This window comes from Rhizobium sp. GN54 (genome assembly GCF_021026345.1).
In the GTDB taxonomy this organism is placed as follows: Bacteria; Pseudomonadota; Alphaproteobacteria; order Rhizobiales; family Rhizobiaceae; genus Mycoplana.
On sequence record NZ_JAJNCZ010000002.1, the window covers coordinates 459,917 to 481,830 of the forward strand.

Sequence of the window (21,914 nt, forward strand, 5' to 3'; positions counted from 1 at the left end):
TGACGGTCGAGCCGGTATGAGTCGCGATCGACGGTTCAGGACATCATTGGTTACATCGCCCGGGAAGAAGCAAGAGCATTGAAGCCTTCGGCCATCCCCTCCGCAGAAATCGAGGTCGCAGACGATCCGCAACACGGCTCGGTCTGGCGGCTCACGGGCGCGTGGCGGGCGCAGACGGCCGTCAGTGCCAAGCGCAGGCTCGATCAGCTCCAGGCGGGCAATTCCAACCAGGCGCTCCAGATCGACCTCAGCGGCATCGAGGGCATGGATACGGCCGGAGCCTGGCTCATCCGCCAGGCGATCGGCGAGCGGCAGGAGAAGGGCGCGCAGGTGGAGCTCGTCGATCCGCAGGGGCGGTTCTCCGACCTGATCAATGCACTGCCCGCCGAAATTTCGGAGCCGGAACCGGAGCGCGCGCCCCAGAGCCTGTTCGTCCGCTTCTTCACGCCGATCGGCCGCAATGTCGTGGAGATCTGGGGTGATCTGGTCGCGTCGATGTTCATCCTCGGCTCGGCGGTCCGCGGCGCGCAGTTGAAGCTCGGCCGTCGCAGCGGCGTCTCGCCGGCGGCGATCATCAACCAGATCGACCGGATGGGCGTCAGGGCGGTGCCGATCATCGTTCTGATGTCGTTTCTGATCGGCGCGATCATCGCCCAGCAGGGCGCCTTCCAGTTGCGCTATTTCGGTGCCGAGGTGTTCGTGGTCGACCTCGTTGGCATCCTGCAGTTGCGCGAGATCGGCGTGCTCCTGACCGCGATTATGATCGCCGGCCGGTCCGGCAGCGCGATCACGGCCGAGATCGGCTCGATGAAGATGCGCGAGGAGATCGACGCGCTGAAGGTCATGGGGCTGTCGCCGGTCGGCGTGCTGGTGTTCCCGCGGCTGGTGGCGCTGACGATCGCCCTGCCGCTCCTGACCATCATCGCCAATTTCGCCGCCCTGCTCGGGGCCGCGGTGGTGGCCAATGCCTATTCGGGCATCACCTACGACACGTTCCTGTCGCGGCTGCGCGAGGCGATCGATATTTCGACGATCGTGTCGGGGATGATCAAGGCGCCGTTCATGGCGCTGGTGATCGGCATCGTCGCCTCGGTGGAAGGGCTGAAGGTGGGCGGCAGCGCCGAATCGCTCGGCCTGCACGTCACCGCCTCGGTGGTGAAGTCGATCTTCGTGGTGATCCTGATGGACGGCCTCTTTGCCATGTTCTATGCGGCGATCGATTTCTGATGGGCGGGGCAGGCGTGGACGAGAGCGGGGTTACGGGCACAGGCGCCGGCAAGGAGGAAGCCGGGAGGGATCGGGAAGTCATCCTGTCGGTCAAGGACCTGACCGTCGGCTTCGGCGACCATCTGGTGCTCGACAAGCTGAACCTCGACATCTATCGCGGCGAGATCCTCGGTTTCGTCGGCGCCTCGGGTGCCGGCAAGTCGGTGCTGATGCGCACGGTGCTGCGGCTTCTGCCGCGCCGCGGCGGGACGATCCACATCCTCGGCGCCGATTTCGACCAGGCGAGCGAGGCCGAGCGCCTGGCGCTGGACATGCGGCTCGGCGTGCTGTTCCAGCAGGGTGCGCTGTTTTCCTCGCTGACGGTTCTGGAGAACATCCAGGTGCCGATGCGCGAATATCTCGACCTGCCGCAGGCGATGATGGACGATCTGGCCCGCCTCAAGATCGAACTGGTCGGTCTTGCGCCGGAGGCGGCCGAGAAGTTTCCCTCCGAACTTTCCGGCGGCATGATCAAGCGCGCCGCCCTTGCCCGCGCGCTGGCCCTCGATCCCGATCTCGTCTTCCTGGACGAGCCGACATCGGGGCTTGATCCGATCGGTGCTGCCGAATTCGATGAATTGATCGCCAAGTTACGAGACACCCTGGGGCTGACGGTCTATATGGTGACCCACGATCTGGACAGCCTGTTCTCCGTCTGCGACCGGATCGCGGTCCTCGGCAAGAAGCGGGTGCTGGTGGAAGGCACCATCGAGGACATGCTGGCCTTTGACGATCCCTGGGTGCAGTCCTATTTCAGGGGCAAGCGCGCGCGGTCCATCGTCCGAAACTGACGGCGCGGCTGGACGTGGCGGGCAGGGTACGGTTGAATTGACGCGACCGGGGACCGATTCCCGGCTGTATGATGTAGAGATTGTCGGGGCGGCGCAGGGTGCGCGTCTTCGACGAATGCGGGTGGACTGAGAGAACCATGGAGACCAAGGCCAACTACGCAATCGTCGGCTTCTTCACGCTGCTGGTCATCGCGGCCGCCTTCGGCTTCGTCTACTGGATGTCGCAATACGGCCGCAGCGGCGAGATGGCGCCGCTCGCCATCCGCATCCCGGGTTCGGCGAACGGCCTCAGCGTCGGCTCGCCGGTCCGCTTCAACGGCATTCCCGTCGGCTCCGTGCGCAGCCTCGCCATCGATTCCGACGATCCGCGCTATTCGATCGCGCTGACGGAGGTGTCGACCGAGGCGCCCGTCAAGCAGTCGACGTCGGCAGTCCTCGAGGTGCAGGGGCTGACCGGTGCCGCCTATATCGAGCTGTCCGGCGGCCGGGCGGAAGACCAGAACATCCTCAAGCTGGCGCTGGAATCCGAAGGCACGGCGGTGCTGATCGCCGAGCAGTCGAGCGTCACAAACCTGCTCGCCACCGCCGACAAGATCCTCAAGCGGGCCGACAGCGCGATTTCCGACGTGCAGGGCTTCGTCGCCGATGCCCGCGGGCCGCTGACGAACACGATCCGCAATGCCGAGAAATTCTCCGACGCGCTGACGCGCAACGCGGACAATATCGACAAGTTCCTGCAGAGCGTCGGCGGGCTCTCCGATACGTTCAGCAGCGTATCCGGGCGGCTCGATTCGACGATGGCGGCGATCGATTCGCTGATCAAGGCGGTGGACGCCCAGAAGATCGACCGCGTGGTCTCGAACGTCGACAAGGTGACCTCCGACCTCGCCTCGGCCTCCGGGGACGTGAAGGGGACGATCGAGAGCTTCAAGCGGACGGCCGACACCTTCGAGGCCGTCGGCCGCAATGCCACGACCACGCTCGACAAGGTCGACAAGCTGGTGGCCGCCGTCGATACCCAGAAGGTGCAGTTGACGATCAACGACATCAACGCGGCAAGCGCGGACGCCCGCGAGGCGATCGCCTCGATCCGGCAGGTGGCCGACAGGCTCGGTGCGCGCCAGGAAGACATCGACCAGACCATCACCGACGTCCGCCAGATGGCGAGCAAGCTGAATGCGGCCTCGACGCGGGTGGACGGCGTGCTGGCCAAGCTCGACGGCTTCCTCGGCGAGGGCAACACGCAATCGCTCGTCACAGAGGCGAAGGCCACGCTGGAATCGTTCAAGCGGGCGGCGGATTCGCTGAATGCGCGGATCGGCCCGATCGCCGACAACCTGCAGCGCTTCTCCGGCGGCGGCCTGCGCAACGTCGAGGCGCTCGTCAGCGAGACGCGGCAGACGGTCCAGAGCCTGCAGAACACGATTTCCGACTTCGACAAGAATCCGAGCCGGCTGATCTTCGGGGGCGAGACCGTCAAGCAGTATGACGGCCGAACCCGGCGATAGCACGCGGCTGCAACCGTGCGCCTCTCGGCGTGCTGTAGTGGCGCACTGTGGCGGCAATTCCACAACCTTCGAAGCGATTGGCTTTCCTTGCGATTTGTGCCGTCCGGGAGCGGTGACAGCCCCGCGCGCCGCTGCTACAGATTGCACATCGGAGAGATTCGCACAGCATGATGAGTTCAGACAAGGCGCTGCGGGGTTACGGATGGGCGACGAAAGTCGCCGTCGCACTGGTGTCGGCATCGGTCCTGTCCGCATGCGGGACCAAGGCGGTGAACGATACGTTCAGCCTGACCTCGGTGCCCGTGGTGGACGGGCCTTCGGCGCGCAACCGCCAGATCCTGGTGCCGGAGCCGACGGCGCTCAAGGCGCTCGGCAGCGACCAGGTCGTGGTGCGGCCGGCGACCTCCGAAATCCAGTATCTGGGCAAGGCCCAATGGGGCGATACCCTGCCGAAGATCGTGCAGTCGAAGCTGGTGCAGGCCTTCGAGGCGAGCGGCAAGCTCGGCGGCGTCGGCAAGCCGGGCGAGGGGCTGGCGATCGACTACCAGGTCCTGACCACGCTGCGCACCTTCGAGGTCCGCACGAACGGTCCGGCAACCGCGGTGGTGGAGATCTTCGCCAAGATCGTCAATGACCGCAACGGGACGGTGCGGACCCAGCAGGTGTTCCGCGCCACGGCGCCGGTGAGCGGCCCCGGCAACACCGCCTTCGTCGCTGGCCTCGACGCGGCTTTTGCGAAGGTGACCGCCGATATCGTCGCCTGGACGCTCAGCTCCATCTGACGGCGCAGCCCGGCGCTCCGGTGCGAAGCATCGATCCCTGACGTTTGCAGGGACGCGTGCGGAAGCCCCCATTTCTGTTCATGGACAGGCGAGTGCATCGCAGTCCTCCGGCCCGGCGGTTGGAGACGGGCCGGAGGTTCGTTGACGGGTTCGCGCGGGAGCATGCCGTTTCGGCGGCTACCCCGGAACGTGAGTCTCAGAGCCCGGTGGCGGCGATTTCGGCGTCGAGGCGGTCACGCGCCTTCTTCGGCAGCTTCGCCGTCTTGACCGCCCCGGCATTGGCGGGGGCGTCATCGAGCACGACGAGTGCGATCATGCCCATGCCGAGATGCGGCGTGCACTTGACGACATAGGCGCCGGACACGTCGAAGGTGACCTTGATGGTCTCGTTGATCTTGCCCTTGAACGGCTTGGCGCCCTCGGGGATGAGGTCCTTGACGCTTTCGGCGTTGTGGGATTTGTCGGTCGCGACGAAGGTGACGGTGTCGCCCTTGGCGATCTTCAGGGATGCCGGTTCGAAAACCATCGCCCCGTTCTGCCCCTTGTTCAGCATCTTGATTTCAAAGTCGGCGGCTGTGGCGGAACCGCCGAGGACGGCGGTGATGGCGAGGGCACCCGCCAGGGAACGAAGGATCACGCTCATGGTCTTTTTCTCCTGGTCCGGAAGCATCCGGCTTCTCCTGGGAGCAGGCGAGGCGGGCTCCGGAAACGCCCCTGATATAGCGCACCGGAGCGGCCGCTTCTGCACGCGACGGCTGCGGCATTCCTTCGCAGGTTGTGCGTAGCCGGGGGATCCGCAGGGGTGGGACATGCAACCGGCGTGTGCATAGGCTAATTCTTGCACTTGAAAACGGCCGGCACAGTGAATAGGTCATTCATTCATTGTTAACCAACTGCCTTTTGATGGATCAATTTCGTGTTGCAGAGCCCCAAAGCCCGCCACTATCTCGCCGATCTCTATCCGGGCAACGAGACAGCAACCAACGAGCGCAAGGTCAATCTGGTCGCCCGCGCGCTGTTTCCGGCGCCGGGGCTGAAGTCGCTCCATAGCATACAGGTGCGCATCGTCCGGATTTCCGAGAGCGGCGCCGTGTTGGAATCGCGCGCGATCGACTATCTGCCGGATCACTTCTATCTCTGCTTCGGCGCGCGCGAGATCCTGATCACCTGCGCGAGGAAGTCTCTGGTGAAGGGCAGCGCCGCCGTCAGCTTTGCGCGAAACGAGAAGCCGGCCTTCATCGACGCACTGGCGCGGATCACCTTTCCTCTGGCGACGCTGAAGAAGCTCGGCGGCATCTGCCCGCTGGCGATCGAAGAGCGAATCACCCGGCCGGTCGCCACTAAATAGCGGCAGCGGGGCGGAGGTGCGCCTCGGACGATGCTCGGCTCCTGCACCATTTTGGTTCGCCTGGCGGGCCATTCGGGCCAGGGGTTGTGGGTGTCAACCTTTCGTTAACCCTGTCGGTCCCGCTTCTTGCGGTTCGGGTTGCGGCCCGCTGCGGTCATTCCTAACGCTACCCATCGCGGTAGTTAATTTTCTTTTCAGAGGAATGATGTGTCTTGAGCGATAATGGTGACGATAATGAACGCGCATTCGCATGGGCTCCCTTCCAGCCAGGGTATTCCGGACCCGACATGTCGGGCGGGAAAGATCCGTTGGGAGACGATCTGCCCTCCGGTTCTGCCCGACCGGGCCAGGTGTTTCAAAGCGACCGGTCGGCTGACGCTTCCGTTTCCCGCCTGACCGAGGTGCCGCTTCACGTCGAGGCCGTGATCGGCGGCGTGAGCCTTTCGGTGGCGGACCTGACGCGCGTGCGCGAAGGGGATGCACTGGTGCTCGATCGCCGGTTCGGCGATCCGATCGAACTGCGCCTGAACGGACGCACGATCGGCTACGGCGAGATCGTCGCGGACAATGACGACAATCTGATCGGCATCCGGATGACGAAGCTGACGGGCATGCGGTAGGGCGTCGCCGGCCGGGCTTGCCCGGACGATCCCGCGTCCGCGTGCCAATACGGCACATCGCCGCCCAACCCATGGCGCTACGGGAACGACCACCCATCTGCCGAACGTCGGAGCACTGGTGCAAAGGCCCCCGAGACCGGCGGGCAGGAATTTCTCGAGCGATCATCTGCCAAACGAAAAGGGCCGCCTGCGCAGAGCGAAGGCGGCCCTTTTCGTTGATGCAAACGCCTCAGTTGAAGCGGCCGGCTGCGTGGGCGAGCATGGTGTAGACCTTGCCGGTGTCGGACGTCAGGTAGGACTGGGTCAGCACCTTGTCGCGGTCGTTGCGGGCCACGTCGGCGAGCAGCTTCTCGAAATCGCTGATGTAGCGGTCGACGGCGGTGCGGAACTCCGGCTCGCGCTCGTACTTGCGCTTGATTTCGTCGAAGGTCTGCTGGCCCTTGAGGGTGTAGAGGCGACGGGTGAAGACGTCGCGCTCGCCGCGCTGGTAGCGCCGCCACAGGTCGACCGAGGCGTCGTGGTCGATGGCGCGGGCGATGTCGACCGACAGCGAGTTCAGCGATTCGACCACATGGTGCGGGTTGCGCGTGTCGGTGCTGCGCTGCGGCTGGTTCTCCGCCCGCGGCTGGCCGAACTGCTGCTCCTCGCGCGAGGCACCGCGCAGGAGATCGCGCATCCAGCCACCGCCTTCGGGCGCACGCGCCTGTTCGGTGATCTGCGAAGGCTGGGCCTCGCGGGCCGGCTGGGCCTCACGGATCGTCGGGGCGGCCGGGCGCTCGATGCCGAGCGTTCCGCGCAGCGCCGGCGCGCTGTCTTCCTGGCGCTGCGGCGGCTGGGGTGCCGGCTGCGAGACCTGCTGGATCGCCTGGGCGACCGCCTGGGCGGCGGTCGGGCGATGCTCGGCCGGCCGCGAGACCTCGAGGCTGTTGGCGGACTTGCCGATGATGTCGGACAGGTCCTGCAGCGCCTTGATCTGCTCGGCGACGGCGCGGCGCATGCTGGCAGCGTTTTCCTTTGCCTCTTCCGGCAGGTCGAAGGCACCGCGCTTCAACTCGGTGCGGGTCTGGTCGAGTTCGCGGCGGATATCGGTCGCCGCGCGGCGGATCTCGTCGGTGGCGCCGGAGAACTTGCCGAGCGCGTCCTCGACAGCCTGGCGCAACTGCTCGCCCATCTGGCGGGTCGTGGCGTCGGATTTCTGGCCGGTCTCGGTCACGAGCCGATCGACGTCGGAGAGGGTGGCGCCGACGCTGCCGCGCAGGCGGTTGGCAACCTCGCGGCTGCGCTCCTCCGCATTGGCGAAGGCGCCCTCGACGGCCTTGCCTGCCTCCTCGCCGGCACGCGAGAGCGTGTCGCGGAGCGAGTTGGACGCGGACTGGGCGCGCTCTTCGGTCTCGCCCAGCAGGCGGCCGACATCGGCGAACGATGCCTGGATGCCGCTGCGCAGGTTGGCCGCGACCTGGTTCGAGCGCTGCTCGGCGCGGGAGAAGGTTCCCTCGACCATGCCTTCCAGCGAACGCATGGCGTTCTCGATGTCTTCCGAGCGCTGGACGAGGCCGACGGACAGGTTGCGCAGCGCATCCTGGCGTTCCTCGAGCGTGCTGACGAGATTGGACTGGGCCGCGCCGAGGAGGTCGGAGGCCTGCGACAGGAGCTTGGAGTGATCCTCGAAGCGCCCGACGATGCCGCCGATCTGCGAAAGCGTGCCGCTGGAGATGTCCGAGAGGCGGTCGATCCTGCCTTCCAGCAGGCGCGACGCGGTCGAGACCATGTCGGCCGATGCGGTGAAGCGTTCGCTGGAGGTGCTGAGCTTCTCGTCGACCTGCGACAGGTTGGCCGTCGCCTCGTGGACGAGGGCGGAGATGGCGCTGTTGCTGCCGGACAGGCGCTCGATGAGGCTGAGGACGCTGCCCTGCAGGTCGGACTCGACCTGTTGTAGCGCGCTGGCGGCCTCCTGCGTCCGGCTGGCGATGGCGCCGAGCGTGTCGTTGGTGCGGGCCGAGATCGCGTCGAGCAGAGCGGCATTTTCCGAGCGCAGGCGCTCGCCGTTCTCCTGGGTGGCGGCCACGATGCGGTCCGCAGCCTCGCGGCCCGTCGCCGCATATTCCTCGATGATCGGCTTTGCCTTCTCGTCGATCAGGCGGCCGAGCTCGGCCGAACGGCTCGACAGCATCGAGTTCAGCTCGCGGGTGCGCTCATCGAGCGTCGAACGGATCGCATTGCCGCGGGCGTCGAGCGCTTTCTCCATGTCGGTAAGGCCGGCGCGGATGGCCTGGCCGTGGCCTTCCAGGCGACCTTCGACCTCGGCGAAGCGGCTGAGCGTGCTGCCGGTCGTCTCTTCGACCGAGCGGGCGAAGGCCTCGTTGCGGGCGGCGAGCGCTTCCGTGAAGGCCTCGCCGGTCTTGGCGATGGTCTCGGCGGCGCGCTGCGCCTCGGAGCCCATGTCCTGGGCGGCGCGGGAAACCGCTCCGCGCAGCGACGTGCTCAGGCTTGCGAAATCCTCGCCGGTCTTGGCGAGCGACTGGGCCGAACGAACGGCTTCGGCGTCCATGTCCTGGGCGGCCTGGGTGACCGCCTCGCGCAGGGTGTGCGCCAGGCCGGCTGCCTTGCCGTCGATGGTCCTGTGGACGTTCTCCAGGCCGATCGACAGCGCCTTGTCCATGGTGGACAGGCGTTCCTCGATCCGGCCGGTGCGCTCGTCGATCGTGCCGGCGATGCGGTTGGCCGCTTCCTCGGTGACGCGGTCGATCTCGGCGGTGCGGCCGGACAGGGTCGCGGCGATGCGCTCGGCGACATTCTCGCTTGCGTGCTCCAGCGTGCCGATGCTGGTCGAAACGGCGAGGCCGAGCGCGTTGGCCGTTTCCGTCGAGGCGCGTTCGATCTGGTCGACATTGCCGGAGATGGCGAGGCTGATCGCGTCGGCCGAGGACCGGGAGGCGCGCTCCAGATCGCCGACGCTGCTGGCGACGGCGGTGCTGATGGTTTCGGAGGCGTCGCTTGCCGCCCGCTCCAGGTCGCCGATGCGATCGGAGAGGGTCTCGGCGATCCGGTTTCCGGCGGAATCGACGAGGCCCGCCACATGCTCCACGCTATGCTGTATGCGGCCTTCGAGTGCGCCGAGATTGCTCTCGATCCAGCTACCGGTGTCGTCGAGGCGGGTGCTGACGGTGTTCAGCGTCGCGTCCATGCGGCTGCCGAACGTATCGGCGGCACGGGCGATCTCGTCGGAGGTGGTGCTGAGGCGGTCGGCGATGGCGCCGGCGCCGTCGCGCATGCGCTTGTCGAGGGCCGCGGCACTGGTATCGATCGCCTTGCGGAAGTTCTCTTCCTGCTGCTCGAGGCTCATCTCCAGCATGCCGGCGCTGGTGGCGATCGAGGTGCCGATCGCGGTCGCCTGGTCGGAGAGGGTATCGGACAGCTGCTTCTGGCCATCGGCGATCGCGACGTTGATCGCGTTGATGCGGTCGTCCAGCGTCGAGCGGATCTGGTCGTGGGTGGTGACGAGCGAGCCGGCCAGTTCGGTGGCGCGCTCGGACAGGGTGCCGGCGATCTCGGCGGCGCGGCCGGAGAAGGCATCGGCGAACTCCGCGACCTGGCCGGAAAGCACGCTGCCGATCTGCCGGGTGCCTTCGGCGAGGACGCCTTCGACGCGGTCGGCTGCGGTGCGGACCGAGCCTTCGAGGGCGCCGCTCGTCTCGGTGAGCATGGTGGACAGTGCCGCCGTCCGTTCGGACAGGGCGGTGTCGATCCGGTTGTGGCTCGCCGCGATCGACGAGGTGATCTCGTCGGCCCGGGTCGCCAGCGCCTCCTCCATGCGGCTCTGGGCCGAATCGAGGCTGACGGCGAAGCCGAGCGTGCGGGTGTCGAGCGTGTCGATCAGGCGTTCCTCGCTGGCCGCCATGGTCGCCACGAGCTGGTCGGCCCGGGTGACGAAGCCGCTCTCGAGGCGCTCCTGTGCCTGCGACAGGCCGCTGATCAGGGCATCTGCGCGCTGGTTCAGCGCCGACTGCATCTTCTCCTGCGCGTCGCTGAGCGAGCCGTGCATGCGCTTTTCGGCGTCGGACATGACGCCGCGCATCTGGTCGTGCGCGCCGTCGACGGATGCGCGGATCGAGGCCGCATGGTCCTTGACGGCGCTCTCGAACACTTCCTGGCCGGTGCCCAGCGCCGTGGTCAGGGCGAAGGCCTGGTCGGTCAGCGTGGCACCGATCCGTTCGATGCTGCTGTTGAGAATGCCCTCGATCGCCTCGTTGCCGCCGCTGACCGTCTCGTTCAGGCGGCCAAGGCTTTCCATCAGCTTGGTGTCGAGCGAGCCGGCGCGCTGGTCGAACGCCTCGGCGAAGTCGACCAGCCGCTGGTCGAAGGCGCTTGCCACATGGCCGATCGTCGCCTGCAGCTTCTCGTCGAAGAAGCCGGAGCGGAGGTCGAGGTCCATGATCGTGTCGTCGGTCGCGTTCTTGAGGTTCTGGCGGAACTGCGCGCCCTTTTCGTCCAGCGTCGCGTTCATCGTCTGGATGACGTCGTCGAGGCCGCTGGTGATGGCCTGCTGGCCGACCGTCAGGCTCTCGCTGATCTCGCGGGTGCGGGCGATCAGGGTTTCGTTGAGCTGGCGAGCGCGCTCGTTGAGCGCGGCATTGAGCTTTTCCGTATTCGCGTCCAGCGAGGAGGCGCGGGTCTCGAACTGGTTCAGCAGCGTCTGGCCCTGCCGTTCGAGTGCCTCGGACAGGCCTTCGAGGCGGCTGTCGAACTCGTTCGCCAGCGCGAAGCCGGAGGAATTGAGCGTCGACAGCAGCGAATCCGTGCGGGCAGAGAGCATGGCGCCGATCGTCTGGGTGGCGCCGTCCGACTTCTCCATCAGCATCGCGGCCCGGGTGTCGATCATCGAGGCGAAGGCTTCGCCGGAGGTGGCGATGCGGGTGGCGATGTTCTCGCTCGCCGCCTCCAGGTCGTGCCGCAACTGCTCGTTGGCTCCGGAAATGGTGGTGCGGATGCGCTCGGAATGGTTGACGATCGCCTCGCGCTCCGTGCCGAGTTCCTGCACGAGCGTGCGCACGCGGATCTCGTTGTCGGCATAGCTGCGCTCGAGCGCATTGACCTCGGAATGGACCAGTGTCTCGAGTTCGGTGGCACGCGCGATGGTGCGCTCGATGCCCTCGTTCATGGCGGAGACTTCGCGGCGGACGGCCTGGCCGACCGACATGATGCGCTCGGAGGCGACCGTTTCCGGCTCCGACAGGCGAAGGGCGACCTCGGCCATGGAGCGGGCGGCATTGCGCAGCTCCTGGGCGCGCGAAATCATCGTGGCGAAGGCGAAGAAGAGCATGATCGGCATGACGATCGCGACCAGCATGCCGATCGCGCCCGGCAGGGCGACGAGGTCGGCGACGGAGCGGATCTGCCAGATCTGCGGTGCATAGAGAAGATTGGCGACGCCGACGCCGCCGATCACCCAGAGCGCCGAAATGATTGCCGCCATACGGATGGCGGATCGGCTGGAACGCATCTCCAGCGTCCGCAGGATGGCGGCCGGCGATTTGCGCGAGGCGTCGTTGGCCGGCGTGAAGGCCGGGCTCTTCGGCGCGGGCTCGGGCGCGCTCTTGCGTTCCGGCTTGTCGGCCTTGTCGGGCTGCGTGGATGCGCGCGCCGTCGGCTTCGCGCCGCCTTCGGGGCTGCTGGCGGCAGCCGCTTCGTTGGCGGCGTTCGCGGGTGTCGCCGGTGCGAGATCGTCGAAGTCGATCTTCAGCGCTTCCTCAAGGGCCTGGAAAGCGGTGTCGTCGATCGACTCTGTGGTTTTCTTCGTCGCCATGCGAATACGCCTCGTTACATTGTACGGACGCTTTCCGGATGGGCCTGCCGCCAGCACAGGTTCCCGGATCGCTTCCGATCGCGACGGCGCCCGGGCAGAGGCATCATGCCGACTGCGGGGCGGAACCGTCACTTCCTACTCCAAACGCGTTTGATAACCCCAAATCCTAAAGGCGCGTTACCCCAGGACACGGTTATCCACCAGGACCGGTCGCCGGTTCGGCACAATCCGTCCCTGATCGTATCGTAGTGACACATTCCCGTGTTCCACACAATTGACAGGCCCGCCGGCAGGCGCGGTTCCTAACAGAAAGTTAACGGCGATCCCCCCGGTATCATAGCGGAAAGACAGGAAAATCCCACATTTGGGTTACCGTTAACCATAGTTGGCGATTCTGGCCGCGATCGGTGCGGGATTTACTTCCTTCGGCGGGTCTCGGGACCACAATCACCACCGGCGGCACAGGTTGCCGGGCGAGGGGCGTCCGGCCCGCAAACCGCACCGCCATGCAATCCGCCCGGGAGGGCAAGCCGATGAAGCCGCAGCCGATCGATCTCGAACACCTGTCCCGCCAGACCATGGGCGACCGGGAGGTGGCGGGGGAAGTGCTCGACCTCTTCGTCCGGCAGGCCGGCCGCTGCCTGGCCGAACTCGGCACCGGTGGCGAGGAGGAGGCCAGAAAGGCGGTCGCGCATCGCCTGCTGGGGGCTGCGCGCGGGATCGGCGCCGATGGTGTCGCCCGTGCGGCGCAGGCGCTGGAGGCCCGGCCGGCGGATGCCGGCGCGCTGGCCGCCTTGCGGATCGCCGTCGCCGAGGCCGAGGAATTCATCGCCGGCCTGGACCGCTGAGCCTGCCGGAATGCGTCGCCGTCGACGGGTCGCAGACCGGCGGCGCGGCGGCGGAGGAAGCGGACCCATCGCTGCTGGCGCTGTTGACTGTCCCTGGGATTTGTTGGAAGTAACCGGCAACGTGCAAACGCGCCCGCCAGAGGGCGTTCGATGCAGATATTGAACAATCTCGTTTCGGAAATACACGATGACCAAGCTTACGATCGTCGCATTCGATGGCACCCCTCATGACCTGGAGGTCGCCAACGGCTCCACGGTGATGGAGAACGCGGTGCGCAATTCCGTCCCCGGGATCGAGGCGGAGTGCGGCGGCGCCTGTGCCTGCGCCACCTGTCATGTCTATGTCGACGATGCCTGGACCGCTGCGGTCGGCACGCCGGAGGCGATGGAAGAGGACATGCTCGACTTTGCCTACGACGTGCGACCGACCTCGCGGCTGAGCTGTCAGATCAAGATGTCCGACGCGCTGGACGGGCTCGTGGTCCACGTTCCCGAGCGCCAGGGCTGATCGCAAGGCCGCATTTGCCGGCCGCTTTGGCCCGTGCGCGGCGGTGAGAGACGGGTGAGGGGATGGTGAACCGCGGAAATGCCGATGTCCTGATCGTCGGAGCGGGCCCGGCCGCGCTGTTTGCGATCTTCCAGCTCGGCATCTACGGCTTTCGCTGCCATCTCGTCGACCGTCTGGACCGCGCCGGCGGCCAGTGCGCTGTGCTCTACCCCGACAAGCCGATCTACGACGTTCCCGGCTTTCCCGAGATCAGCGGCGGCGAGCTGACGGAGCGGCTGATGCGGCAAGCCGCGCCGTGCGACCCCCGTTTCACCTTCGGACGCTCGGTCGTCGCGCTTGCGGCGACGGACGGCGGCGCCTGGCGGGTTGGCCTTGACGACGGTACGCCGATCGACACAGGCTGCGTGATCCTTGCCACCGGGCTCGGACTGTTCGACAGGCCGCCCGGCGCATCCGCGGAGGAGCTCGTTCCCGGACCTGTGGCGCAATGGCCGCTGGAGCGGAACCGCGGCGGCATTCGCGTCGATCCGTCGACTTTCCAGGCTGCGCACGTCCAGACTGCGCAGCAGGGCCTGTTTGCGATCGGCGATGCCTGCGACTATCCGGGCAAGGTGAAGTTGATCCTGTCGGGCTTCCACGAGGCGGCGCTGGCGACGCAGGAGATCCGCAGGCATCTCACAGGCAAGCGGCCGACGGTCGCCTATTCCACCACGTCGAAGCGCGTGCGCGAGCGTCTCGGGCGCGGCTGATCCGGATCATGGCTTTGAGGGGCAAAAAAGTGCCTCGCCGTCCGATGGACAAGCGAGGCGAGGAGGGCGCATCGCTAGCGGGCGAGGGAGGTTACACCTGCTGCACAAAGGGGACGCGCCAGGAGAAACTGCTGCATTTGCGACAGGGAAGTCTGTCTCAAGAACCTGTCATAACGCTGCAATATAGATAAGCCGATTCCCGGCGCTGTGCCATCGCTAGATTTCACCATTCATTTGTGGTGGAAGGCTTTCTGTGCGGCAACCCCTGGAATATGCTCTGCCGCGCTTGCCGATCGGCGGAACCTACTTCGACCGTTCCAGTCGATGGGTGAGAAGGCGCAGCATGCGCTCGTTGAAATTGTAGGATTCGACCCGGTCGAAGCGCGCCTGGTCCTTGTCATGCGCCTCCACCGCCGCCGCGGTGACGCGATCCACCTTTGCCTGGAGACGGTCGCAATCCTTGTCCGGCCGCAGCGCCTTCAACTGCTTCTCCAGGTCGCGCGCATGGTTGCGGGCGATCTCGGCGTGGCGTTCCTCGTGCCGCTTGATGTCGCTCGAGAGCGTGTCCCAGACCAGCCCGAGCGACTTGCTGGCGGTGCGGCGATGCTTCCAGCGCGGCAGGATGATGTTGGTGGACAGCGTCACCTTGGCATCGCCGACGTGGCATTTGCCGCCCCGCCTGACATAGGTGACGGAGCCGCCGAAGCGGATGCGCGTGGCGCCGGGATGGCGCGAGCCGGTGTTCTTCATCTTCGGACCGCGCTTGCTGAGCTCGTCGTCGAGTTCCGCCGCGGTCTTGCCGCCCACGGAGAAATAGGAAAACGTCTTGTTGGTGAGGGTTTCCGCACGGGCGGTCGCTGCAGTGGCTGAAACGATCAGGAGCAGAAGGAGCGTCTTGGCGATGGCTGGCATTGTCTTCCTCGAGGTCCGCTCCATTTTGCGGACTGGTCCGGTGCAAGTCTAGGCTAGTTTGTTGCGAAATGGTTTAACGCAGGCGATGAAACCGCTCCCGGCCCGGGATGGCAAAGGCGGTTGAACTCGCCACGAGGTTCGGGCATAGCCCTGTCATGTGGCGCGGCACTTTCCTGCGGTGCGCGCCCGCTGCCGATGGATGGTCCCATGTATTCTGCCTTTGCCCCGTTCCAATGGTCGCTCGCGCACGGTCGCAGCCTGCTACTGGGGCCTCAAGGCCTGATCATGGCGATCGTCAACGTCACCCCCGATTCATTTTCCGATGGCGGCCTGCACGACACGGCGGCCAAGGCCATCGAGCATGCCCGCTTCTGTCTCGCGCAGGGTGCGCACATCGTCGACATCGGCGGCGAGTCCACCCGGCCGGGGGCGGCCGTGGTCTCCGCCGCCGAGGAACAGGACCGGGTGCTGCCGGTGATCGAGGCGCTGGCGCGGGACGGTGAGGCGGCAATTTCGATCGACACCTATCGCGCCGAGACGGCCCGGCTGGCGGTGGCGGCCGGCGCGCACATCGTCAACGACGTGCACGGGCTGCAACGCGAACCGGCGATTGCCGGTATTGCGGCGGAGACGGGTGCGGGCCTGTGCATCATGCACACCGGCCGCGACCGCGAAAAGCTGCCCGACGTCATCGAGGACCAGTTCGCCTTCCTGGAGACCTCGCTGGCGATCGCCCGTGATGCGGGCGTCGCCGACGAGACGATCGTACTGGACCCCGGCTTCGGCTTTGCCAAGAACACCGAGGAGAACATCGCGCTGATGGCGCGCTTCGAGGAACTGCAGCGCTTCGAACGGCCGCTGCTCGCCGGCACGTCGCGCAAGCGCTTCATCGGGTCGGTGACAGGGCGGGACACCGTCGAGCGCGATGTCGGCACGGCGGCGACGACGGTGCTGTTGCGGCTGGCGGGCGCGGCGATTTTCAGGGTGCACGATGTCGCATTCAACAGGGATGCGCTGCTCATGGCGGATGCTATGGTGGAGGCGCGGCTCGGACGTGCAGCGCGCGCCGGCGATTGAGGACATAGCGGACATGACCACGACCTACACCATCACGATGAAGAACTGCGCCTTCTTCGCCCGGCATGGATTGCACGACGCCGAGGAATTTCTCGGCCAGCGCTTCTTCGTCGATGCGGAACTGGAGGTGGCGCCGTCCAGGCCGCTTTCGGACGACCAGATCGGCTCGACCGTCGACTATGGCGTCGCCTTCCAGGAGATCGAGGCGATCGTGACGGGGCGGCGACGCTTCCTCATCGAGGCGCTGGCCCAGGAGATCGCGACCGCGCTCTGTAGCCGCTTTCCACAGATCCGGCGTGCCCGGATCTCCGTCCGCAAGCCGAATGCGCCGGTTGTGGGTGTTCTCGACTATGTGGAGGTGACGGTCGACCATGCCGTCTGAACCCCTCCGCCATTGTGCAGCGTTGGGGCTCGGGGGCAATATCGGAGACCCCGTGGCCGCGATGCGCCAGGCGCTGGCCGGGCTCGATGCCCGCGCCGACTGCGCGGTGACCGCGGTATCCCGCCTCTACCGGACCCCGCCCTGGGGCAAGACCGACCAGGCCTGGTTCTTCAACGCCTGCGCGCTGGTCGAGACCGCGCTTTCGCCGGAAGACCTGCTGGAGGCCTGCCTTTCGATGGAGCGCGAGATGAAGCGGGAGCGCATCGAGCGCTGGGGGCCGCGCACGATCGACATCGACATCCTGACCTATGACGATCTGGTGCAGGCCGGCGAGAGGCTGGAAATTCCCCATCCGCGCATGACCGAACGCGGGTTCGTACTGATGCCGCTTGCCGACATCGCCCCGGATGCGATCGTGCGGGGCAGGGCGGTGTCGTCCTGGCTGGCGGCGGCGGATGTCGGGGGCATCGAGCGTGTCGGAGACGACGGGAACTGGTGGCGGGCCGGCTAGCGCGCATGCGTTGGCGCGCGGTTCGGCAACAAGGGCGACCCGCCGAAATCGGCCCTACTTGATCGAGCCGACCGCCATGGTGTCGACCTTGCGGTTGAGCGACAGGCCGATGACGGGGATCATCTGGTCCTCGACCTTCACCGAGATGGTGATGTTCATGGTGTTGTCGTCCTGCAGGCGGGCGATCATCGCACCGTTCAGCTTCTGCCGGTTGATGGCGACGACGACCTTGTCGCCGGAAACCTTGCCGGAGAGGATGTCGAGGCCCTTGCCGGCCGCGCCGTCGAGGAACTTGCCCTTGTAGGTGCCGCCGGCGCGGGTGATCAGCGCCGACATCGGCTGCTTGAACACGCCGACGCGGCAATGGCCGTCGAGCTTGATGCCCTCGCCGCCGGCCGCTGCCGGATCGCCGCTGAGGTTGCAGGTGAATTTCGTGCCCTTGTACTTGCCGGCGACGATCTCGCCCGGCCCCTGCCAGGTGCCGCTGACCTGGTCGAAGAAGGCTTTGTCGTTCGGGGCAGCCTGGACCGGGCTTGCGACGGTGGTTGCGGCGAGGAGTGCCGCTGCGATGCCGCGGGCGATCAAAGAGGTGCGCGAGTACATGAACGATCCTTGACGGGCTGGTCTGTTGGTCGCGTTCAGCCTTGCGCTAAAATGGTTAATGAAGGGTTTCTTGCCTGTGCCCGACGACCCGTTTTGGCGCGGGCCGCAGGGTTTCTCCACCGCTTTGGCCGTGGCTTCACGACGGGTCCTTGCCCTTGCCGCCAAGCGCGCCGGGAGCGAGGTCGGAGAGGAAATCGCCGATGCCCGGCCGCTTCAGCGCCCGGAACGGCATCGGCCGGCACAGGTCCATGGCGGCGATGCCGATGCGCGCCGTCATCAGGCCGTTGATGACGCCTTCGCCGAGGCGGGCGGAGAGTTTCGAGGCGAGGCCGTGGCCGAGCACCTGCTGGACAAGGCTGTCGCCGACGGCGATCGAGCCGGTGACGGCGAGATGGGCGATCACGTCGCGCATAAGCCGTAGCATGCCGAGGCTGCCCGGCCGCCCGCCATAGAGTTCGGCCATCGCCCGGATCAGCCGGCTGCTTTCGAAAAGGACGTAACCGAGGTCCACGAGCGCGCGCGGCGAGACGGCGGTGACGATCGACACGCGCTTCGATGCAGCGAGGATCAGCGCCCGGGCTTCGCGGTCGAGCGGCGCGAGCATCTCCCGCTCCGCCAGATCCAGGAGATGCGGGCCGTCGATGATGTCGCCCTCGGTCTCCTTCAGCCGGGTGCGGCCGCGCGCGGTCTGCGGGCGATCGGCAAAAAGGTGCAGGAGGCGTGCGATCACCTTGCGGGCGGGAGCTGCGGCCGGCGCGGCGGCCGCCTCGAGCGTCTCCTGCTTGATGTCCTGGACGACCGCCAGCCGGCGCAGGCCGAACAGCTCGCGGGCGACGACACCGAAGAGGGCCGCGACGCCGATCCCGGCGGCTCCTGCGGCCAGGTAGCCGAGCCAGTCGCTGCGGGCGAAGAGATCGCGGATCAGGCTGTCCAGCCAGAGCCCCAGCGCCAGCGACACCAGGATGCCGAAGGCGGTCGCGGCGATGCCGCCGAGCGTCAGCCGCCTGCGGCGCGGCTGTGCCTCCTCGACGGCCGGCAGCAGGGCCGGGTCGATGGTCGTCGCCGCAAAGGGATCTTCCGCATCCGTCGTGAGAATGACGCCCTCGTCGAATTGTGCGGGCGCGCGCGGCACCGTCCGGGCGGGGCGTTCCGGCACTTTCGGTTCGTCGGGCAGGTGGAAGGCCGCGGGGCGCCTGCCGTTTGGACGCTTGTCGTTCATGCCAGCCGGTCTCCGATCAGATACTGCATCGCGCGGTCGAGCCTGATGTGGGGGATCGAGAGCTTGAGTTCGCCGCCGGGGGCTTCCATCTCCGGCGGACGGAAGCGGACGAAATTGAGGGTGGGGGCGAGAGGGGCCTGCGAATCTGATTCAACGGCTTGAAAAAGTGAATCCGGATTCTCCGGCAAGTCCCCGGGAAATATCGCCGTTTTCCGGTTGCCGTCGAAGGTCTCGCCGTCGATGGTCTCGCCAGCGATCGGGGTGCCGACGATGACGGGCAGCGTCACTCCGTCCTGCCGCACCGTCGCCTCGCGGGTGGCGCGGACGGAGGCGAGCGCCATGACCTCGACGCCGGCGCCGGAAAGGCCGATGCGGGCGATCGCGCGCTCGACGAGCCGCCGGGTCAGCGCTTCCAGGTGCGGATGGCTTTCGTGGTGCAGGTGATCCGCCTTGGTCGCCGCCACCACCACCCGGTCGATGCGCCGGGTCAGGAAGGAGGACAGGAAGCCGTTGGCGCCGGGGCGGAAGCAGGCCATGACGTCACCGAGCGCGCGCTCGAGGTCCTGCACCGCCTCAGTACCGCGATTGACGGCCTGGAGCGCGTCGATCAGCACGATCTGCCGGTCGAGCCTGGCGAAATGCTCGCGGAAGAACGGCTTGACCACATGCGTCTTGTAGGCCTCGTAGCGCCGCTCCATCATCGCGCAGAGCGACCCCTTGGGCGCGCGGCCTTCCGGCAGGTTCGGCAGCGGTGCGAAGGTCAGCGCCGGTGAGCCCTCGAGGTCTCCCGGCATCAGGAAACGGCCCGGCGGCAGGGTGGAAAGAGAGCGCTCGTCGGACTTGCACGCCCTCAGATAGGCCGTGAAGGCGTCGGCGAGCCGGCGGGCATCGCCTTCGTCGGCGGCAGAGCGCGGATCGAGGAGGCCGTTCGCGGCGCGCCAGCCGGCGGAGAGGACCCTGCGGATGCCCGACTGCGCCAGCCCGATCGTGGCGGCGCTGAATTCGCGATAGTCCTGGCCGAGCAGCGGCAGGTCCAGCAGCCACTCGCCGGGGTAGTCGACGATGTCGACGGAAAGGCGCCCGGGCGACCACAGCCTGTTCCAGCCGCTGGCGCTCTCATAGTCGAGCGTCAGGCGCAACTGCGAGATAGCGCGGGTCGAATCGGGCCACAGGCGATCGCCGATCAGCGCACGGATATGGTCCTCGTACTGGAAGCGCGGCACGGCATCGTCCGGCTGCGGTTCCAGCCGGACGCGGGAGATCCGGCCCGAGCGCATCGGTTCGAACAGGGGCAGGCGGCCGCCGTTCAGGAGATTGTGGACGAGCGAGGAGATGAACACCGTCTTTCCCGCGCGCGAAAGACCCGTCACGCCGAGCCGGATGGTGGGATTGACGAAGCTGGCGGCGCGATCGCCGAGATTGTCGAGGGCGATCAGCGCATCGTCTGCAAGGGTGGTGAGGGTCGGCAATCGCATTTCCCGCTTCGGTCAGGTCCAGTTGCGATATAGGTCGCGGCCCCGGCCGGAAAAAGACGAGGCGGTGAAATTGGCAAGGCGCCGTGCCTCAATGGCCCGAGCGCGGCGTCATGAAGCAGGAAAGCCGGCCGCCGGTATAGCTCCGGTCGCTTGGCTTCATGTCGAAGTCGATCGTCGCCAGGCCCGCGGTCGGGAAACCGTTCGGAGCGGCGGCGTCGGCGACGGGCTGGCCGACGACCAGCCGGAAGAATTCCTCCACCATCGGATTGTGGCCGACGATCAGGATGGAGGCCTCCGTCCGCTCGGCGAAGGCAACCTCCGCATAGGCATCGACCGAGCCGCGGTAGAGCGTGTCGACATATTCGATCGGCAGGTCCTCGCCGAAGGCGCGGCGCAGCGGCTCGGCGGTCTCGCGGCAGCGGACGGCGGTGGAGGAGACGACGAGTTGCGGCTGGTAGCCCTGGTCGGCCATTTCCGCGGCGATCAGCTCGGCCTCGGCATAGCCCTGGTCGTCGAGCGCCCGGTCGAAATCGGAACTTCCGGGGGCCGCCCAGCCGGCCCGGGCATGCCGCAGGAGGAAAAGTCGATAGACCCCAGTCGTCACCGTTGCCAAGCGTGAGCCCCCTTCGTCGCGAATGCTTCCTGCAAAGCCGTTTTCCATGGCCGTGCGGCAAAGATCAACCGAATTCGCCGGGGAGGCAAGCCAGGCAATCGAATTGGCTGCTCATCCGTTACTTGGGAAGATACCCGGATATTGCTTGCCCGGATCGCAACGAAGGCGGGTACGGAGAGAGCCGCCTATCGCACAGGCTGCCGGCAGGCCCAAGGGCGCCGGACGGTGCGGCCCGGCGCGGCAGATGCAGTGAAGGGTCGGAACGCACGATCGTTATGTTGATGAAATATTAGCCGGATAGTCTCCGAAACGGGCAGATTCAAAATTCGGTGTGGCAAGTTTTGGCAGGCTTGAATCAGCCCATTCAGAGGGATATACAGCGCCCTTGAGATGTTCTTCAGGAGAATCGCGTTGAGTGAGAAGATCGATCTTAGTACCTTTGTCCTCAATGAAGACGAAGAATTCATGAGTGCCAGCCAGCGTGCATACTTCCGAGCGAAGCTTAACGCATGGAAGAACGACATTCTGCGCGAAGCGCGCGAGACGCTCGACCATCTGGCCGAAGAAAGTGCCAACCATCCGGACCTCGCCGACCGGGCTTCTTCCGAAACCGACCGTGCCATCGAACTGAGGGCCCGCGACCGGCAGCGCAAGCTGATCTCCAAGATCGACGCGGCCCTGCAGCGGCTCGATGAGGGCACATACGGCTACTGCGAGGAAACCGGGGAGCCGATCGGCCTGAAGCGACTGGACGCCCGTCCGATCGCGACCTTGTCGATCGAGGCCCAGGAGCGCCATGAGCGCCGCGAGAAAGTCTATCGCGACGAGTGATCGTCGCCGGCGGTCGTGATCCCGGGCGGCGAGGCCGCCGGGGGACGTGGTCCGGGTCTGGCGTGGCC

Annotated in this window: 20 protein-coding genes; 13 read left to right on the forward strand and 7 right to left on the reverse strand. The window is 66.6% G+C overall.

Annotated features, from left to right (window positions below; genetic code table 11):
- Positions 1 to 78 precede the first annotated feature (78 nt).
- The 4 genes from LQK81_RS08175 (at position 79) to LQK81_RS08190 (ending at position 4,347) form a co-directional block, all read left to right on the forward strand.
- Positions 79 to 1,227, forward strand: coding sequence for an ABC transporter permease (locus LQK81_RS08175; RefSeq protein ID WP_269064747.1), 1,149 nt, complete (start codon positions 79 to 81; stop codon positions 1,225 to 1,227).
- Complete coding sequence (locus LQK81_RS08180) at positions 1,227 to 2,057, forward strand: ABC transporter ATP-binding protein (RefSeq protein WP_230805224.1); 831 nt, start codon at positions 1,227 to 1,229, stop codon at positions 2,055 to 2,057. Before LQK81_RS08175 ends, LQK81_RS08180 begins: the two co-directional genes overlap by 1 nt.
- Before the next feature lie 137 nt (positions 2,058 to 2,194).
- Positions 2,195 to 3,565 (forward strand): MlaD family protein, encoded by a 1,371-nt coding sequence (locus LQK81_RS08185; protein ID WP_230805226.1) that lies wholly within the window; start codon positions 2,195 to 2,197, stop codon positions 3,563 to 3,565.
- Positions 3,566 to 3,735: 170 nt separating this feature from the next.
- A complete protein-coding gene (locus tag LQK81_RS08190; RefSeq protein WP_442967101.1) occupies positions 3,736 to 4,347 on the forward strand; it encodes an ABC-type transport auxiliary lipoprotein family protein in 612 nt (203 codons plus the stop codon).
- Between the two features lie 196 nt (positions 4,348 to 4,543).
- On the opposite strand, the gene LQK81_RS08195 is transcribed toward LQK81_RS08190, so the two are convergent.
- Entirely contained in the window at positions 4,544 to 4,990 is a 447-nt protein-coding gene (locus tag LQK81_RS08195) for a pseudoazurin (protein ID WP_230805229.1), read from the reverse strand.
- Positions 4,991 to 5,266: 276 nt separating this feature from the next.
- Here LQK81_RS08195 and LQK81_RS08200 point away from each other — a divergent pair, with 276 nt between their 5' ends.
- Positions 5,267 to 5,695, forward strand: coding sequence for a hypothetical protein (locus tag LQK81_RS08200; RefSeq protein ID WP_230805231.1), 429 nt, complete (start codon positions 5,267 to 5,269; stop codon positions 5,693 to 5,695).
- Positions 5,696 to 5,907: 212 nt separating this feature from the next.
- Positions 5,908 to 6,315 carry a FliM/FliN family flagellar motor switch protein gene (locus LQK81_RS08205; protein WP_230805233.1) on the forward strand — a complete coding sequence of 136 codons (408 nt, stop codon included), beginning with the start codon at positions 5,908 to 5,910 and terminating at the stop codon, positions 6,313 to 6,315.
- Positions 6,316 to 6,544: 229 nt separating this feature from the next.
- Here LQK81_RS08205 and LQK81_RS08210 read toward each other — a convergent pair whose 3' ends face one another.
- Positions 6,545 to 12,118: a hypothetical protein gene (locus tag LQK81_RS08210; RefSeq protein ID WP_230805235.1), complete on the reverse strand. Its 5,574-nt coding sequence runs from the start codon at positions 12,116 to 12,118 to the stop codon at positions 6,545 to 6,547.
- 533 nt (positions 12,119 to 12,651) lie between these two features.
- Between LQK81_RS08210 and LQK81_RS08215 the strand changes: the two genes are divergently transcribed.
- The 3 genes from LQK81_RS08215 (at position 12,652) to LQK81_RS08225 (ending at position 14,223) form a co-directional block, all read left to right on the forward strand.
- Positions 12,652 to 12,966, forward strand: a complete 315-nt coding sequence (locus LQK81_RS08215) for an Hpt domain-containing protein (protein WP_230805238.1) — start codon at positions 12,652 to 12,654, stop codon at positions 12,964 to 12,966.
- A gap of 187 nt (positions 12,967 to 13,153) precedes the next feature.
- On the forward strand, positions 13,154 to 13,474 hold the full coding sequence (locus LQK81_RS08220; RefSeq protein ID WP_230805240.1) for a 2Fe-2S iron-sulfur cluster-binding protein: 321 nt from the start codon (positions 13,154 to 13,156) through the stop codon (positions 13,472 to 13,474).
- A 62-nt stretch (positions 13,475 to 13,536) separates the two neighbouring features.
- Positions 13,537 to 14,223: an NAD(P)/FAD-dependent oxidoreductase gene (locus tag LQK81_RS08225; protein WP_230805242.1), complete on the forward strand. Its 687-nt coding sequence runs from the start codon at positions 13,537 to 13,539 to the stop codon at positions 14,221 to 14,223.
- Positions 14,224 to 14,526: 303 nt separating this feature from the next.
- Here the strand turns inward: LQK81_RS08225 and LQK81_RS08230 are convergent, their stop codons facing one another.
- Positions 14,527 to 15,135: a DUF922 domain-containing Zn-dependent protease gene (locus LQK81_RS08230; protein WP_230805244.1), complete on the reverse strand. Its 609-nt coding sequence runs from the start codon at positions 15,133 to 15,135 to the stop codon at positions 14,527 to 14,529.
- Between the two features lie 207 nt (positions 15,136 to 15,342).
- Between LQK81_RS08230 and folP the strand changes: the two genes are divergently transcribed.
- From folP to folK, 3 genes are read left to right on the forward strand one after another with little or no spacing between them, the layout of a single operon-like run.
- Entirely contained in the window at positions 15,343 to 16,212 is an 870-nt protein-coding gene (folP, locus tag LQK81_RS08235) for a dihydropteroate synthase (RefSeq protein WP_230805246.1), read from the forward strand.
- 13 nt (positions 16,213 to 16,225) lie between these two features.
- The gene (folB, locus tag LQK81_RS08240; protein WP_230805248.1) at positions 16,226 to 16,594 is read left to right on the forward strand and encodes a dihydroneopterin aldolase; all 369 of its coding nucleotides are present in this window, start codon (positions 16,226 to 16,228) and stop codon (positions 16,592 to 16,594) included.
- Positions 16,584 to 17,105 carry a 2-amino-4-hydroxy-6-hydroxymethyldihydropteridine diphosphokinase gene (gene folK / locus LQK81_RS08245; RefSeq protein WP_230805250.1) on the forward strand — a complete coding sequence of 174 codons (522 nt, stop codon included), beginning with the start codon at positions 16,584 to 16,586 and terminating at the stop codon, positions 17,103 to 17,105. Before folB ends, folK begins: the two co-directional genes overlap by 11 nt.
- Before the next feature lie 54 nt (positions 17,106 to 17,159).
- Here the strand turns inward: folK and LQK81_RS08250 are convergent, their stop codons facing one another.
- From LQK81_RS08250 to LQK81_RS08265, 4 genes are all read right to left on the reverse strand, one after another.
- The gene (locus tag LQK81_RS08250) at positions 17,160 to 17,708 is read right to left on the reverse strand and encodes a hypothetical protein (RefSeq protein WP_230805252.1); all 549 of its coding nucleotides are present in this window, start codon (positions 17,706 to 17,708) and stop codon (positions 17,160 to 17,162) included.
- A 136-nt stretch (positions 17,709 to 17,844) separates the two neighbouring features.
- Positions 17,845 to 18,927 carry a YcjF family protein gene (locus LQK81_RS08255; protein ID WP_230805254.1) on the reverse strand — a complete coding sequence of 361 codons (1,083 nt, stop codon included), beginning with the start codon at positions 18,925 to 18,927 and terminating at the stop codon, positions 17,845 to 17,847.
- Positions 18,924 to 20,402 carry a YcjX family protein gene (locus LQK81_RS08260; protein WP_442967089.1) on the reverse strand — a complete coding sequence of 493 codons (1,479 nt, stop codon included), beginning with the start codon at positions 20,400 to 20,402 and terminating at the stop codon, positions 18,924 to 18,926. The genes LQK81_RS08255 and LQK81_RS08260 overlap by 4 nt, the downstream gene beginning before the upstream one ends.
- An 88-nt stretch (positions 20,403 to 20,490) precedes the next feature.
- Positions 20,491 to 21,006, reverse strand: a complete 516-nt coding sequence (locus tag LQK81_RS08265) for a SixA phosphatase family protein (RefSeq protein WP_230805630.1) — start codon at positions 21,004 to 21,006, stop codon at positions 20,491 to 20,493.
- 420 nt (positions 21,007 to 21,426) lie between these two features.
- Here LQK81_RS08265 and dksA point away from each other — a divergent pair, with 420 nt between their 5' ends.
- Positions 21,427 to 21,846 carry an RNA polymerase-binding protein DksA gene (dksA, locus tag LQK81_RS08270; RefSeq protein WP_230805258.1) on the forward strand — a complete coding sequence of 140 codons (420 nt, stop codon included), beginning with the start codon at positions 21,427 to 21,429 and terminating at the stop codon, positions 21,844 to 21,846.
- Positions 21,847 to 21,914 lie beyond the last annotated feature (68 nt).